This is a genomic window from Streptomyces aureus, from assembly GCF_001418135.1.
In the GTDB taxonomy this organism is placed as follows: Bacteria; Actinomycetota; Actinomycetes; order Streptomycetales; family Streptomycetaceae; genus Streptomyces; species Streptomyces aureus_A.
Map to the genome: position 1 here is coordinate 1 of NZ_LIPQ01000012.1, position 15,692 is coordinate 15,692.

A 15,692-nucleotide genomic window follows, 5' to 3' on the forward strand; every position below is an offset into this window, starting at 1 on the left:
CGAGGACGCCGCCGAAGAGGACGACCCGGACGAGGACGGTACGGGGATCGAGGCGGAGCCGGTCCGAGTCCTGGTTCCCGTCCGTGGCCGGGCCGGGCACCGTCCCGGTGGCCTCGTCCGCCGCCGTCCCGGTCGCCTCGTCCGCGGTCCCGCTCATGTGGCGTCCCCGGGCGTGGCCTGGGTGATGACGGTCAGTCGCTCGGCCAGCCCGGCGGCAAGCTCGTGGTCGAGGCCCTCGATCCGGATCGCGCCCTTGGAGGAGGCCGTGGTCACCGTGACGGTGGCGAGCCGGAAGCCCTGCTCCAGCGGGCCGCGGGAGGTGTCGACGGTCTGGATCCGGGACATCGGCGCGATCCGCCACTCCTGCCAGAGGGCCCCCGTGCGGACGTAGACGGCGTCCTCGGTGACCTCCCAGCGGTGCACCCGGAACCACCAGGCGGGGAAGAACGCGGTGCAGGTGAGACCCAGGACCGCCACGGCCCCGGCCGAGACCAGCAGCCAGAACCGGGCGGGCCCGACGAAGGCGCCGAGGAGGCCGAGGATCACCACCGGTACGGCGGTGGTCACCAGGAGCCGGCTCCGCCACCAGGCGACGGCCCGCCCGTCCACGGCGTTCCTGGGCGGCCGCAGCCGCACCGCGTTCTCCCCCGTCATGGCTCTACCGTCCGCGCAGCGTGCGGTAGGCGGACACGAGTCCGGCGGTGGAGCTGTCGAGGTGCTCGCCGCCCTCGCCCTCCGTCAGGACCGGCTCGATCCGCTTGGCGAGGACCTTGCCGAGTTCGACGCCCCACTGGTCGAAGGAGTCGATGTTCCAGACGGCGCCCTGGACGAAGACCTTGTGCTCGTACAGCGCGATGAGCTGGCCGAGGACGGACGGGGTGAGCGCGTCGGCGAGGATCGTGGTGGTGGGGTGGTTCCCCTGGAAGGTCTTGTGCGGGACGAGCTCCTCGGGGACACCCTCCGCCCGTACCTCGTCGGGGGTCTTGCCGAAGGCCAGCGCCTGCGTCTGGGCGAAGAAGTTCGCCATGAGCAGGTCGTGCTGGGCCACGAGGCCCGGCAGCAGGTCGTCGACCGGGCGCGCGAAGCCGATGAAGTCGGCCGGGATGACCTTGGTGCCCTGGTGGATCAACTGGTAGTAGGCGTGCTGCCCGTTGGTGCCGGGGGTGCCCCAGACCACGGGGCCGGTCTGCCAGTCGACCCGGTTGCCCTCGCGGTCCACCGACTTGCCGTTGGACTCCATGTCGAGCTGCTGGAGGTAGGCGGTGAACTTGGAGAGGTAGTGCGAGTACGGCAGGACGGCGTGCGACTGGGCGTCGAAGAAGGCGCCGTACCAGACCCCGAGGAGGCCGAGGAGCAGCGGGGCGTTCTCCTCGGGCGGAGCCGTACGGAAGTGCTCGTCGACGAGGTGGAAGCCGTCGAGCATCTCGCGGAAGCGCTCCGGGCCGATGGCGATCATCAGGGAGAGGCCGATGGCGGAGTCGTACGAGTAGCGGCCGCCGACCCAGTCCCAGAACTCGAACATGTTCGCGGTGTCGATGCCGAACTCCTCGACCTTCTCGGCGTTGGTCGAGAGGGCGACGAAGTGCTTGGCGACGGCGTCCTGGCCGGCCCCCAGGCCGGTGAGGAGCCAGTTCCGCGCGGAGGTGGCGTTGGTGATCGTCTCGATGGTGGTGAAGGTCTTCGAGGCGACGATGAAGAGCGTCTCGGCCGGGTCGAGGTCGCGGACGGCCTCGTGGAGGTCGGCGCCGTCGACGTTGGAGACGAAACGGAACGTCAGGTCCCGCTGGGTGTAGGAGCGCAGGACCTCGTAGGCCATGGCGGGGCCGAGGTCGGAGCCGCCGATGCCGATGTTGACGATGTTCTTGATCGGCTTGCCGGTGTGGCCGGTCCACTCACCCGCGCGGACCTTGTCGGAGAACGCGCCCATCTGGTCCAGGACGGCGTGGACGCCGGGGACGACGTTCTCCCCGTCGACCTCGATCACGGCTCCGCGGGGGGCGCGGAGCGCGGTGTGGAGGACCGCGCGGTCCTCGGTGATGTTGATCTTCTCGCCGCGGAACATGGCGTCGCGGAGCTCGGCGACGCCGGTGGCGGCCGCCAGTTCGCGCAGCAGGGTCAGCGTCTCGTCGGTGACGAGGTGCTTGGAGTAGTCCAGGTAGAGGTCACCGACGCGCAGGGCGTAGCCGGTGCCACGCTCCGCGTCGGCGGCGAACAGGTCGCGCAGCCGGGTCTCGCCCAGCTGCTCACGGTGCTTGCCGAGGGCCGCCCACTCGGGCAGCCGGTTGAGCCTGGTGCGGCCTTCGTTGTTCATCTCGGACATCGCCCACTTCTTCTCGTACTGCTTGTCTGCCCCGCTGCCTCTCCAACCTAATTGATCAGGGGGGCGAGTGACGCGACGGCGAGCGCGAACGGCGCCGCCGCGAGCGGAGCCGGGGTGAGCGGTCCCCGGCCTCGCGTGCGGAGATGCCGGGACGCGGGCACATGGAGACGCCGAACGGGCCTTGTCCGCGAACCGAGTTCGCGGGCAAGGCCCGTTCGTCACATCGTCACACCACGTCAGATCTCGCCGCGCAGCTTGGCCAGCGCCTCGGCGAGGATCGCCTCGCCGTCCGCGTCGCTGCGCCGCTCACGCACATAGGCGAGGTGGGTCTTGTACGGCTCCGTGCGCGGCGGGTCCGGCGGGTTGTCCCGGTCCTGACCGGCCGGGAAGCCGCACCGTGGGCAGTCCCAGGTCTCGGGGATCGCCGCGTCGCTGGCGAAGCTCGGCTGCGTCTCGTGCCCGTTCGAGCACCAGAAGGAGATGCGGGCGCGCGGCGCCGATTCGCCCCGCTCGGCCTCGCCCATCGGCCCCGCCCCGACCCGGCTTCCCCGGATCGCGTTGCCACTTGCCACGGTCGTAACTCCCTGCGTGATGGTGCTCGAAGATGCCCCAGTCTACGTAAGGCCCAACGCGCGTCCAGTGTTCGGAGTTACCCGTCCAACTTCATCAGCAGACCAAGTACCACAATGCAGGCGAACCAGAGCAGACCGACCACGACGGTGATGCGGTCCAGGTTGCGCTCGGCGACCGAGGAGCCACCGACGGAGGACTGCATTCCGCCTCCGAACATGTCGGAGAGGCCGCCACCCTTGCCCTTGTGCATCAGCACGAGCAGCATGAGCAGCCCGCTGAAGACGATGAGGGCGATCGAGAACCCCATAACCACGGCTGGACCAACTTCCTCGGACTTATACGGACGGGGGCCGGGCACCTGCCCGACCCCCGCAAGGGTACGACGTAACTCCGCTACCGCATACTCACTGGTCGCGGAAGCGGACGATCTTGACGAACTCGTCGGCGTCCAGAGCCGCGCCGCCCACCAGGGCGCCGTCGACGTCCGGCTGCGCCATGATCGCGCCGACGTTGCCGGACTTGACCGAGCCGCCGTACTGGATGCGGACCTTGTCGGCCAGCTCCTGCGAGTACAGCTCCGCGAGGCGGCCGCGGATCGCCCCGCAGACCTCCTGGGCGTCGTCGGGGGTGGCGACCTCGCCGGTGCCGATGGCCCACACCGGCTCGTACGCGATCACGATGGTCTCGGCCTGCTCGGCCGGGACGTCCTTCAGACCGCCGTCGAGCTGGGCGAGGGTGTACTCGACCTGGTTGCCGGCCTTGCGGATGTCCAGGCCCTCGCCGACGCAGAGGATCGGGGTCACGCCGTGCTTGAAGGCGGCCTTCACCTTGGCGTTGCAGACCTCGTCGTTCTCGGCGTGGTACTGCCGGCGCTCGGAGTGGCCGACGGCCACGTACGCGCACTTCAGCTTGGAGAGCATCAGGCCCGAGATCTCGCCGGTGTAGGCACCGGAGTCGTGCGCCGAGATGTCCTGGGCGCCGTACTTGATCTTGAGCTTGTCGCCGTCGATCAGGGTCTGTACGGACCGCAGGTCGGTGAAGGGAACCAGGACCGCGACCTCACAGGCGTCGTAGTCCTTGTCCGTCAGGGCGAAGGCGAGCTTCTGGACGTGGGCGATGGCCTCGAGGTGGTTGAGGTTCATCTTCCAGTTCCCCGCCATCAGCGGGGTGCGGGTGCTGCTCATGAAAGGGTCAGTCCTCCAGTGCGGCGAGGCCGGGAAGCGTCTTGCCCTCGAGGTATTCGAGGGAGGCGCCGCCGCCGGTCGAAATGTGGCCGAATGCCTTCTCGTCGAAGCCCAGGATGCGGACGGCGGCGGCGGAATCGCCGCCACCGACGACCGTGAAGGCCGGGGAGTCGACGAGCGCCTGGGCGACGGCCTTGGTGCCCTCGGCGTAGTCGGGGTGCTCGAAGACGCCCATCGGACCGTTCCAGAAAACGGTGCCGGCGTCGGCGAGCTTCGAGGCGTAGAGCTTACGGGTCTCCGGACCGATGTCCAGGCCCTCCTCGTCCGCCGGGATGGCGTCCGCGGCGACCGTGGCCGGGTTGGCCGGAGCCTTGGTCTTCAGGTCCGGGAACTCGTCCGAGACCAGCACGTCGACGGGGAGGACGAACTCCACCCCGCGCTCCTTGGCGCGCTTCAGGTAGTCCAGGACCGCCGGGATCTGGTCCTCCTGGAGCAGCGAGATGCCTACCTCGTGGCCCTGGGCCTTGAGGAAGGTGTACGCCATGCCGCCGCCGATGAGGATGCGGTCGGCCTTCTCCAGGAGGTGGTCGATCACGCCGAGCTTGTCGGAGACCTTGGCGCCGCCGAGCGCGACCACGTACGGCCGCTGGACGTCGTCCGTGAGCTTCTTCAGGACGCCGACCTCGGTGGCGATGAGGTAGCCCGCGGCGTGCGGCAGGCGCGCCGGGAGGTCGAAGACCGAGGCGTGCTTGCGGTGCACGGCGCCGAAGCCGTCGCCGACGTAGACGTCGGCGAGGGCGGCGAGCCGGTCCGCGAACGCGCCGCGCTCGGCGTCGTCCTTGGAGGTCTCGCCGGCGTTGAAGCGGAGGTTCTCGATCACGGCGACCCCGCCGTCGGAGAGGCCCGCGACGGTGGCGGTGGCGGACTCGCCGACCGTGTCCGTCGCGAAGGCCACCTCGGCGCCGAGGAGCTCGCCGAGCCGCGCGGCGGCCGGGGCGAGCGAGAACGCCGGGTCCGGGGTGCCCTTCGGGCGGCCCAGGTGCGAGGCGACCACGACGCGGGCACCCGCGTCGGCGAGCGCCTTGACCGTGGGCACGACGGCGCGGATGCGGCCGTCGTCGGTGATGGTGGTGCCGTCGAGCGGCACGTTGAGATCGGCGCGGACGAACACCCGCTTGCCGGAGACGCCTTCGGCGAGAAGCTCGTCGATCGTCTTCATCTGTCACAGACTCCTTGGTACGCGGTGGAGCACACAAACAGGGCTCGCACAGCGCGGCGTTGCGCTGCCCGAGCCCTGCTCACATCGAAAGCCTGCCCTGAAGTCTAGAGCTGGCCGCCGACGAAGACGGTGAGGTCGACGAGACGGTTGGAGTAGCCCCACTCGTTGTCGTACCAGCCGAGGATCTTGACCGTGCTGCCTTCCTGGACCATGGTCAGGGAGGCGTCGAAGGTGCAGGACGCCGGGTCGCTGACGATGTCCGAGGAGACGATCGGGTCCTCGGTGTAGAACAGGATGCCCTTGAGGTCGCCGTCGTCGGCGGCCTTCTTGAACGCGGCGTTGACCTCGTCCTTGGTGACCTCGCGGTCGAGCGTCACGACCAGGTCGGTCGCGGAGCCGGTCGGGACCGGGACGCGCATGGCGATGCCGTCCAGCTTGCCCTTGAGCTGCGGGAGGACCAGGGCGGTGGCCTTGGCGGCGCCCGTCGTGGTCGGGATGATGTTCTCCGCGGCTGCGCGGGCGCGGCGCAGGTCCTTGTGCGGGAAGTCCAGGATGCGCTGGTCGTTGGTGTACGCGTGGACCGTGGTCATCAGGCCCTTGACGATGCCGAAGTTCTCGTCGAGAACCTTCGCCATCGGCGCGACACAGTTGGTGGTGCAGGACGCGTTCGAGATGACGTTGTGCTGCGCCGGGTCGTACTTGTCCTGGTTGACGCCCATCACGATGGTGATGTCCTCGTCGGTGGCCGGAGCCGAGATGAGGACCTTCTTGGCGCCGCCGGCGATGTGCTTCTCGGCGTCGGCCTTCTTGGTGAAGATGCCGGTCGACTCGATGACGATGTCGACGCCCAGCTCGCCCCAGGGGATGTCGGCGGGGTTGCGCTCGGAGAGCACCTTGATGGTGCGGCCGTCGACGGTGATGGTGTCGGCGGTGTGGGTCACCTCGGCCTTGAGGCGGCCCAGGATGGTGTCGTACTTCAGCAGGTGTGCCGTGGTCGCGGTGTCACCCAGGTCGTTGACAGCCACGATCTCGATGTCAGCACCCTGCTCAAGGAGCGCGCGGAAGTAGTTCCGGCCGATGCGGCCAAAGCCGTTGATGCCTACGCGGATCGTCACGAACCGATCTCCTCGTTAGGTACGCCGGTGTGCTCGACGCCGGCGAGATTTTTGTTTTTTGGGATGTCCCCGACCGCTTACGACCCTACCCCCACAGGGCCCCCGTAGTGACATCGCGCGCATCCGTACGAGCCCGGAAAGTGAGGAAGAACGGCCGACGGCCCGTACCTACCGGCGGGTACGGGCCGTCGTGGGACTTTTGTCCCCGCTACTCTCCGTCAGCGGCGGAGCACCCCGAGGGCGCGGCCGACGAGACGGGCCCGCTCGCTCGCGCCGGGGACCTGCTCCAGGCCGTAGCCCAGCAGGACGGTGTCACGCGTGGTGACCGCGGCCTGCGAGTGGAAGAGCGCCGCGGAGCGTGTCCAGTCGGAGCCGTTGCCGGGGCTTCCGGCGGGCGCGCCCGGTACGGTCCACGCGCCGAGGGCGGTCTCGAAGCCCTCCGCCTCGATGGTGGTCCCGGTGACGAGGCGGGTGTCGTCGACGAAGGCGCCCATCTCTCCCGTACCCGGGTCGGAGATGTAGGAGAGGGAGAGCTCGACCTTCTTGCCGGCCCAGGCGCTCAGGTCGACGGAGGCCTGCCGCCAGCCGTTGGACGGGCCGGTGAAGGCGTTCCAGGACCCGGTGGTGCCGGTGGTGGCGCAGCCGTCCTCGCCGACGGTGAGGTAGTGGGCGAGGAAGGGGTGGCCCCGGACGTAGTAGCCCTCGCCGCAGTCGGCGGGGGCCTCGGTGGAGGTGCCGCCGTTGCGGTCGGGCAGGGTCGTCCAGTCGTCCTGGCCGACGGTGTGGGCCTCGACGACGAGGTTGTCGTAGCCGGGCTCGGTGTCGTAGCTGACCTGGAAGTCCAGGCGCGGTGCCACCGCGGCGGGGACGCCGGTGAGGTCGACGGTCCTGCTGAGCCGGGCCCAGGTGTCGTCGGCGTGCTTGACGGCCGCGAAGGTGGCGCCCTCGGCGGGCTCGAACGGCATCCGGATGCCCGGGTAGGAGCCGGCCGAGGCGCTGCTCGCGAACTGCGGGAACTCCTTCGGCTTCAGGGTGTCCGAGGTGACGGTGTACGCGCCCGCGTTGTCCAGCGGGTTGTCGGCGGAGGCGCCGAGTCCGGCGCCGATGCCCCGGAAGGCGCCGCTGCCTGCGAAGGCGGGCGGGTTCTTGAGGCCGGCCCGGTGGTAGGCGCCGAGGTAGTACTGGGCGAAGTCGTTGGTCTCGGCCAGGCCGACCCGGGTGAGCCCGCCGGACTTCTCGCCGGTGTTGATCAGCTTGCCGCCCTCGTTGAGGTAGGCGCGGACGGCGAGCTGGGTGGCTCCGGAGGGCTGCTCGGCGCCGGTGTACCAGACGACGGTACGGAAGTGGGAGAGCACGCCGAGTGCGTCCGGGGTGCCCTGGGTGGCGACGTCCCAGACGGCGGCCCCGCGTCCGTTGTCGGCGAGCGCCTTCACATAGGCGGCGGTGTGCTTGGCGGCGGTGGTGCCACCCTCGTCGGCGAGGACGAGGACGTCGCCGCGGGGCCGCTCGGCCACCTGGTAGGTGAAGGGGGCGGAGGCGGTGGCCCGGCCCTCCCGGGTGCGGGCGGTGAACCAGACCTCGACGGAGTCGCCGGTCCGGGCGCCCTCGACCTCGGCGCGGTACTCGTCGAAGTAGAGGTTGTCCTCGCCGCCGTAGGTCTCGCCGCCCTTCCAGGCGTCGAGCGCCTCGCTGTGGGTGCGGCCGCCGTTGATCCGGTACTTCAGGGTCTTGCCGCGCAGCGACTTGCGCGCGGTGACCGCGATCTCCTGCTCCTCCCCGCGGGCGTAGGAGGTGGTGAAGCTCTTCGGTGTGAAGTCGGGGGCGTCGATGCCGACCGGGGAGACGGGCCGGTCCGGGTGGGCGGCGGTCTCGGCGACGGCGAGCGCGAAGGGGATGTTCTTGGCGAACTCGGCCTGGATCAGCTTCTCGTCGTCCGGGAAGGTGAAGACGGAGGCACAGTCCGCCGGGTTCCACGCGTCGTTCGGGTCGACCCGGGAGGCCGTGGCGCAGGTCGACATCTCGGGGGTGAACATCTGCGTCCCGTTGACGTTGGCGGCGTGTCCGTCCGCCTCGCCGTTGGTGATGTACAGCTCCGAGGAGACCTGCGGCCGATAGCCGGGCACGGCGGAGTTCTGCGGGGTGCCGGCGAGGGCCTTGAGGGCCACGTCGTCGGGGGTGTCGGTGGCGACCTGCCACCCCACGCCGTACAGGATGAGCTGGGCGGCCGAGTGGTAGTTGATGCCGTACGCGAAGCCGATGCGCTTCTGGAAGGCGTCGATGGCCTTGGTCTCGGGCTCCGACATGGGGCCCTTGCCGCGGAAGGTCTCGTCGGCCGGGTCGGGCGAGGAACCCTCGTTGTCGTAGCCCCACTTGTAGGCGAAGTTGCGGTTCAGGTCGACACCGTCACCGGGGGCGATCCGGCCGTCGCCGTCGTTGTCGCGGAGGTTCTTGCGCCACTGCCGGTTGGCGGGGTCGGCGTGGGTGAAGTCGTAACCGTCGGGGTTGGCGGAGAGCACGAACCACAGCTCGGTGGAGTCGACGATCCGGGTGATCCGCTCGTCCTTGCCGTACCCGTCGAGGTAGTGGTGCATCAGCCGCCGGGTCATCTCCGGGGTGATCCACTCGCGCGCGTGCTGGTTGGACATGTACAGCGTGGCCGGCTTGGAACCGTCCTTGACCCGCGGGGCGCCCTTGCTGACCTTGAGGGCGAGGATGTCCTGGCCCTTGACGGTCTTGCCGAGGGAGACGACCTTGGTGATCCCGGGGTTCGCCCGGGCGGTGTCCAGGATCTCCTGCTTGAGGCCGTTCGGCCCTCCGTACGGGCGGAAGACGCCGTCCCCCGCGGCGGCCACCCGCTTCTCGGCGGAGGCGGTCAGGCTGTGCTCGGCGAGCTCGACACCCTGGCCGCGCAGCTGCCCGGCCTGCCGGCCGGTGAGGAAGAGCTCGACCGTCGCGGAGCCCTTCGCGGGCACCCGCTCGGTCAGTTCATGGGCGTCGGCGCCGGCCTCCAGGAGCAGCGGAACCTGCTCCTTGGTGACCTCGGCGCGCCATACGGAGAGGCCGTCACCGCCGTCCCGGTCGTTCGGCTGCGCTCCGGCGACGGGTGCCGCCGCCACGCCCGCGATCAGCAATGAAGCCGCTGCGAGGATCGATCTCGCTCTGCGTCTCATGAGCCCCCCTTGTCATCGTCTGCCACGAAGGTGAACAGACGCCAGGCTCATGGGCGCCCATGGACCTGTCAAGGGTGCCTCGCGGGTGGACGAAAAAGCTGCCGGTGCCTCAGAAAGGCACCGGCAGCCCGGAGTTCGGAATTCCGTACGAAGGAGGATCCGGTCAGCCGACCAGGCTGTCGTCCAGCTCCTCGGTCAGGTTGGACTCGGTCCCGGGAATGCCCAGGTCCTGCGCCCGCTTGTCGGCCATCGCGAGCAGCCGGCGGATCCGGCCGGCCACCGCGTCCTTCGTCAGCGGCGGGTCGGCGAGCGCGCCCAGCTCCTCCAGGGAGGCCTGCTTGTGCTCCATGCGGAGCCGGCCGGCCGCCGCGAGGTGCTCGGGCACCTCCTCGCCGAGGATCTCCAGGGCACGCTGCACCCGGGCCCCGGCGGCGACCGCGGCGCGGGCCGAGCGGCGCAGGTTGGCGTCGTCGAAGTTGGCCAGGCGGTTGGCGGTGGCGCGGACCTCGCGCCGCATCCGCCGCTCCTCCCAGGCGAGCACCGACTCGTGCGCGCCGAGCCGGGTCAGCAGGGCGCCGATCGCGTCGCCGTCGCGGACGACGACCCGGTCCACTCCCCGTACCTCACGCGCCTTCGCCGCGATGGAGAGCCGGCGCGCCGCGCCGACCAGGGCGAGCGCCGCCTCCGGGCCCGGGCAGGTCACCTCCAGGGAGGAGGACCGGCCGGGCTCGGTCAGCGAACCGTGCGCGAGGAACGCGCCCCGCCAGGCCGCCTCCGCGTCGCAGGTCGCCCCGGAGACCACCTGCGGGGGAAGACCCCGGATGGGGCGGCCCCGGCCGTCCACGAGACCCGTCTGCCGGGCCAGCTGGTCACCCCCGGCCACCACCCGCACCACGAAGCGCGAGCCGCGCCGGAGCCCGCCGGGGGCCATCACGATCAGTTCCGAGCTGTGCCCGAAGATCTCCAGGATGTCCCGCTTGAGCCGGCGCGCCGCCATCGCGGTGTCCAGCTCCGCCTCGATCACGATGCGGCCGCTCACCAGGTGCAGCCCGCCCGCGAACCGCAGGATCGACGAGACCTCTGCCTTCCTGCAGCAGGTCCGGGTGACGGGAAGCCGGGAGATCTCGTCCTTCACCGCTGCCGTCATCGCCATGGGCCGATCCTTCCATGCATCCGAAAAATACGGTCGTACGCGGCGGCCAACAGCTCCGGGTCATGCTTCGCGGAGCCGTCGGGCCCGGCCACCGGCGCCAGCTCGACCGCGGCACCGAGCCGCTTGGCGGCGTCGGCGAGGGACTCGCGGTCGGGCACGGCGGCCTCGTCGGCCAGCACCACGTCCAGGGCGAGTTTAGGGGCGTGTCGTCCCAAAACCTCCAAATGACGCTGCGGGGAGAAGCCCTCGGTTTCTCCGGGCTGCGGCGCGAGGTTCAGCGAGAGCACCTTCCGGGCCTTCGTCTCGGCCAGCGCGTCGAGCAGCTCGGGCACGAGCAGGTGCGGGATCACCGAGGAGAACCAGGAGCCGGGACCGAGGACCACCCAGTCCGCGTCCAGGACCGCCTCGACCGCCTCGGGCACCGCCGGCGGGTCGTTCGGCACGAGGTGCACGGACTGCACGTCGCCCGGCGTGAGCGCCACCGTCGCCTGGCCGCACACGGTGTCCACGTCGTCCGGACGCTCCGGGTCGTGGCCCTTGACCAGGGCCTGGAGCTCCAGGGGTACGGCGGACATGGGCAGCACCCGGCCCTGGGCGCCGAGCAGCCGGCCCACCAGGTCGAGGGCCTGCACGGGGTCGCCGAGCTGCTCCCAGAGGGCGACGATCAGCAGATTGCCGACGGCGTGGCCGTTGATCTCGCCCTTGGACTGGAAGCGGTGCTGGATGACCCGGGCCCAGGTCTGGCCCCAGTCGTCGTCGCCGCAGAGCGCGGCGAGCGCCTTGCGGAGGTCGCCCGGGGGCAGCACGCCCAGCTCCTCCCGGAGCCGGCCGCTGGAACCCCCGTCGTCGGCGACGGTGACGACGGCGGTGAGGTCGCCGGTGATCCGGCGGAGGGCGGCGAGGGAGGCGGAGAGGCCCATCCCGCCGCCCAGCGCGACCACCTTCGGCTGGGCGCCGCGCCTGCGGAGCGTACGCCGCACCGAGAGGGTGGAGGCACGTCGACGGTACGGCTTCACTCGCGCCCCATGTCCCGGTGCACGACGACGGTCTCGACCCCTTCGGCGGCGATACGGGCGGCGAGCCGCTCGGCGGTGGCCACGGAGCGGTGCTTGCCGCCGGTGCAGCCCACGGCGATGGTCACGTACCGCTTGCCCTCGCGGCGGTAGCCCGCGGCGATCAGCTGGAGGAGCTCGGTGTAGCGGTCGAGGAACTCCTTGGCGCCGGGCTGGTTGTAGACGTAGTTCGACACCTCCTCGTTGAGGCCGGTGAAGGGGCGCAGCTCGGGGACCCAGTGCGGGTTCGGCAGGAAGCGCATGTCGACGACGAGGTCGGCGTCGACCGGCAGGCCGTACTTGAACCCGAAGGACATGACGGTGGCCCGCAGCTCGGGCTCCTCGTCGCCGGCGAACTGGGCGTCCATCTTGGCCCGCAGCTCGTGGACGTTGAGGCTGGAGGTGTCGATCACCAGGTCGGCGTCGCCGCGCAGCTCGCGCAGCAGGTCGCGCTCGGCGGCGATGCCGTCGGTGATCCGGCCGTCGCCCTGGAGCGGGTGCGGCCTGCGGACCGACTCGAAGCGCCGGACCAGGGCGTCGTCGGACGACTCCAGGAAGACGATCCGGCGGGTGACCTGCTTGGCGTCCAGGTCGGCGAGGGACTCCCTGAGGTTGTCGAAGAACTGCCGGCCGCGGACGTCCACGACCACGGCGATCCGGGCGACATTGCCCTGGGAGCGGGCGCCGAGCTCCACCATGGTGGGGATCAGCGCGGGCGGCAGGTTGTCCACGACGAACCAGCCGAGGTCCTCCAGACACTTCGCCGCGGTGGACCGGCCGGCTCCGGACATGCCGGAGATGATCACCAGCTCGGGAATGGCCGCCTCGGCGCCGTTGTCGCCGGGGGTCTCCTTCGTGCCCGTACTCACGTGTCCTGCTCCGTCTTCTCGGTCGTGCTGGTCTTGCGGTTCGTTCTGGTCCTGCTCGTGCGCGGTCATGCCGTGCCGCCCCCGTCGTCTTCCATGATCTCTCCTGTCGCCGTGTTCACGGCAGGTGCGGCCGGGGCCGCCTGTGCGAGGGCCACGACGACCGCCTCGGCGGTCTTCCGGCCCATGCCGGGGACCTCGCAGATCTGCTCGATTGTCGCCTGCCGGAGCCGCTTCACCGAGCCGAAATGCTTGATCAACGCCTGTTTCCGGCTGTCGCCGAGGCCGGGCACGGCGTCGAGAGGGCTGGTCCGGATACGTTTCGCCCGCTTGGACCGCTGGTAGCGGATGGCGAAGTCGTGAGCCGTGTCACGTACCCGCTGGAGGAGATACAGGCCCTCGCTGGAGCGGGGCAGCACCACCGGGTCGTCGTCGCCGGGCAGCCACACCTCCTCCAGTCGCTTGGCGAGCCCGCAGACCGCGATGTCGGAGATCCCGAGCTCGTCGAGGGCCCGGCGGGCCGCGGCGACCTGCGGCTGCCCGCCGTCGACCACGACGAGCTGCGGCGGGTAGGCGAACCGCTTGGGCCGCCCGGCCTCGTCCGGATCCTCGACGACGCCCTCGGGATCCCACTCCCCCGTCTTCTCCTTCTCCGCGAGATACCGGCGGAAGCGGCGGCCGATCACCTCGTGCATGGACCGGACGTCGTCCTGGCCCTCGAAGCCCTTGATCTGGAAGCGGCGGTACTCGCTCTTGCGGGGCAGCCCGTCCTCGAAGACCACCATCGAGGCCACCACGTCCTCCCCCTGGAGGTGCGAGATGTCGAAGCACTCGATCCGCAGCGGCGCCGACTCCAGGTCCAGGGCCTCGGCGATCTCCTCCAGGGCCCGGGAGCGGGTGGTCAGGTCGCTGGCGCGCTTCGTCTTGTGCAGCACGAGCGCCTGCTGGGCGTTGCGCGCGACGGTCTCCATCAGGTCCTTCTTGTCGCCGCGCTGCGGGATCCGCAGCGAGACGTTGGACCCGCGGCGGCCGGAGAGCCAGGCGGTGACGGCCCCGGGGTCCTCGGGCAGCGCCGGGACCAGGACCTCCTTGGGCACCGTGTCCCCGCTCTCCTCGCCGTACAGCTGCTGGATCGCGTGCTCGACGAGCCCGGCCGTGTCGACTGCCTCGACCTTGTCGGTGACCCAGCCGCGCTGGCCGCGGACGCGTCCGCCGCGCACGTGGAAGATCTGCACGGCGGCCTCCAGCTCGTCCTCCGCGAGCGCGATCAGGTCGGCGTCGGTGGCGTCGGCGAGCACGACCGCGCTCTTCTCCATGGCCCGGCGCAGCGCCTCTATGTCGTCGCGGAGCCGCGCCGCCTTCTCGTACTCCATGTCCTCGGCCGCGAGCATCATCTGCTTCTCCAGCCGGCGGATGTACGTACCCGTACGGCCCGCCATGAAGTCGCTGAACTCCTCGGCCAGTTCGCGGTGCTCCTCCGGGGTGACCCGGCCGACACAGGGCGCCGAGCACTTGCCGATGTACCCGAGGAGACAGGGCCGCCCGGCGGAGGCGGCGTTGCGGAAGACGCCCGCGGAGCACGTGCGCACCGGGAAGACCCGCAGCATCAGGTCGACGGTCTCGCGGATCGCCCACGCGTGCGCGTACGGCCCGAAGTAGCGCACGCCCTTCTTCTTGTGCCCGCGCAGGACCTGGACGCGCGGGAACTCCTCGTTCATCGTCACGGCGAGGTACGGGTAGCTCTTGTCGTCCCGGTACTTGACGTTGAACCGGGGGTCGTACTCCTTGATCCAGGAGTACTCCAGCTGGAGCGCCTCGACCTCGGTCGACACGACGGTCCACTCCACGGACGCCGCGGTGGTCACCATGGTGGCCGTCCGCGGGTGCAGGCTCGTGAGCGGCTGGAAGTAGTTGGCCAGCCGCTGCCGGAGGGACTTCGCCTTCCCCACGTAGATCACCCGGCGGTGCTCGTCGCGGAACTTGTAGACCCCCGGGGAGTCGGGGATCTGACCCGGCTTGGGGCGGTAGCGGGAGGGGTCTGCCATGCTCCCCACCCTACTGGCGGGCACCGACACTCCGGCCTCGCGCGCTCGTTGGCGAAGCATGGCGAATCAGGTGGCGGGACGGCTGGCGGACCGGGTGTGCGTGATCACGGGCGCGGCGAGCGGAATCGGACGGGCGACGACGGAACGGTTCCTCCGGGAGGGCGCGCGGGTGATCGCCGCCGACCTCGACGGCGACCGGCTGGCGACGCTGGAGGGGGTGGTCCCGGTGACCGGCGACGTGTCCCGCGAGGAGGATGCCCGGCGCATGATCACCACGGCGGTGGACCGCTTCGGACGGCTGGACGTCCTGGTGGCGAACGCGGGCGTGATCCCGCTGCTCTCCGTCACGGAGGCGGAGGGCTCGGACTTCGACCGGGTGATGGCGGTGGACGGCCGGGGAATGTTCCTGACCTGCAAGTACGCGATCGAGGCGATGCTCGTCTCGGGCGGCGGGTCCATCGTCTGCACGTCGTCGATCTCGGGCGTGGCCGGCCAGGCCCGGCAGGCGGTCTACGGCCCGGCGAAATTCGTCGCCACCGGCCTGACCAAGCACCTGGCGGTGGAATGGGCGGAACACGGGATCCGGGTGAACGCGGTGGCCCCGGGCACGATCGAGACGGAACGGGTGGCGGCGGCGCGGGTGGAACCCGGCGGGCCGGAGTACCTGGCGGAGGTGGCGCGCGGCCATCCGATGGGCCGCTTCGGGACGCCGGAGGAGGTGGCGTCGGCGATCGTGTTCCTGGCGTCGGAGGAGGCGTCCTTCATCACGGGCGCGATCCTCCCGGTGGACGGCGGCTACTTGGCCCGCTGACACCACCGGTGCGGGTGCAGGCGCGGAAGCCCGGGCCCGGCAAGGGGCGCCGTCCGTGGTGCCCACCCGTTCCGCCCCCGGGGGCCCCGGACGGAGTCCGGGGGAGGAACAGTCGCCCACAACGGGCGAGGGCGGGGACCGCCCCGGGGACGTGGGCTCGTGACCGGGGCGGTCCCCGCCCTCG

Annotated in this window: 13 protein-coding genes; 1 reads left to right on the top strand and 12 read right to left on the bottom strand. The window is 70.8% G+C overall.

What is annotated here, in order from left to right; translation table 11 throughout:
* Nucleotides 1-153: 153 nt before the first annotated feature.
* The 12 genes from AOK00_RS01405 to uvrC form a co-directional block, all read right to left on the bottom strand.
* On the bottom strand, nucleotides 154-654 hold the full coding sequence (locus AOK00_RS01405) for a PH domain-containing protein (RefSeq protein ID WP_055598487.1): 501 nt from the start codon (nucleotides 652-654) through the stop codon (nucleotides 154-156).
* A 4-nt stretch (nucleotides 655-658) separates the two neighbouring features.
* Nucleotides 659-2,311, bottom strand: coding sequence for a glucose-6-phosphate isomerase (gene pgi, locus AOK00_RS01410; protein WP_055598495.1), 1,653 nt, complete (start codon nucleotides 2,309-2,311; stop codon nucleotides 659-661).
* Nucleotides 2,312-2,556: 245 nt separating this feature from the next.
* Nucleotides 2,557-2,892: an RNA polymerase-binding protein RbpA gene (locus AOK00_RS01415; RefSeq protein ID WP_071891222.1), complete on the bottom strand. Its 336-nt coding sequence runs from the start codon at nucleotides 2,890-2,892 to the stop codon at nucleotides 2,557-2,559.
* Nucleotides 2,893-2,969: 77 nt separating this feature from the next.
* Nucleotides 2,970-3,200 (bottom strand): preprotein translocase subunit SecG, encoded by a 231-nt coding sequence (gene secG / locus AOK00_RS01420; RefSeq protein ID WP_017238647.1) that lies wholly within the window; start codon nucleotides 3,198-3,200, stop codon nucleotides 2,970-2,972.
* A 97-nt stretch (nucleotides 3,201-3,297) separates the two neighbouring features.
* The gene (gene tpiA / locus AOK00_RS01425) at nucleotides 3,298-4,077 is read right to left on the bottom strand and encodes a triose-phosphate isomerase (protein WP_030322488.1); all 780 of its coding nucleotides are present in this window, start codon (nucleotides 4,075-4,077) and stop codon (nucleotides 3,298-3,300) included.
* 7 nt (nucleotides 4,078-4,084) lie between these two features.
* A complete protein-coding gene (locus tag AOK00_RS01430) occupies nucleotides 4,085-5,296 on the bottom strand; it encodes a phosphoglycerate kinase (RefSeq protein WP_055598488.1) in 1,212 nt (403 codons plus the stop codon).
* A 104-nt stretch (nucleotides 5,297-5,400) separates the two neighbouring features.
* Nucleotides 5,401-6,411, bottom strand: coding sequence for a type I glyceraldehyde-3-phosphate dehydrogenase (gap, locus tag AOK00_RS01435; RefSeq protein ID WP_055598489.1), 1,011 nt, complete (start codon nucleotides 6,409-6,411; stop codon nucleotides 5,401-5,403).
* Between the two features lie 218 nt (nucleotides 6,412-6,629).
* Nucleotides 6,630-9,581, bottom strand: a complete 2,952-nt coding sequence (locus AOK00_RS01440; protein WP_055598490.1) for a M14 family metallopeptidase — start codon at nucleotides 9,579-9,581, stop codon at nucleotides 6,630-6,632.
* Nucleotides 9,582-9,744: 163 nt separating this feature from the next.
* Entirely contained in the window at nucleotides 9,745-10,734 is a 990-nt protein-coding gene (gene whiA / locus AOK00_RS01445) for a DNA-binding protein WhiA (protein ID WP_030205188.1), read from the bottom strand.
* Nucleotides 10,725-11,750, bottom strand: a complete 1,026-nt coding sequence (locus AOK00_RS01450; protein ID WP_055598491.1) for a gluconeogenesis factor YvcK family protein — start codon at nucleotides 11,748-11,750, stop codon at nucleotides 10,725-10,727. The genes whiA and AOK00_RS01450 overlap by 10 nt, the downstream gene beginning before the upstream one ends.
* Nucleotides 11,747-12,724, bottom strand: a complete 978-nt coding sequence (gene rapZ / locus AOK00_RS01455) for an RNase adapter RapZ (RefSeq protein ID WP_055598492.1) — start codon at nucleotides 12,722-12,724, stop codon at nucleotides 11,747-11,749. The genes AOK00_RS01450 and rapZ overlap by 4 nt, the downstream gene beginning before the upstream one ends.
* Complete coding sequence (uvrC, locus tag AOK00_RS01460; RefSeq protein ID WP_055598493.1) at nucleotides 12,721-14,697, bottom strand: excinuclease ABC subunit UvrC; 1,977 nt, start codon at nucleotides 14,695-14,697, stop codon at nucleotides 12,721-12,723. Before uvrC ends, rapZ begins: the two co-directional genes overlap by 4 nt.
* Nucleotides 14,698-14,755: 58 nt before the next feature.
* On the opposite strand from uvrC, the gene AOK00_RS01465 reads away from it, so the two are divergent.
* Nucleotides 14,756-15,508 (top strand): SDR family NAD(P)-dependent oxidoreductase, encoded by a 753-nt coding sequence (locus AOK00_RS01465; RefSeq protein ID WP_055598494.1) that lies wholly within the window; start codon nucleotides 14,756-14,758, stop codon nucleotides 15,506-15,508.
* Nucleotides 15,509-15,692: the final 184 nt, after the last annotated feature.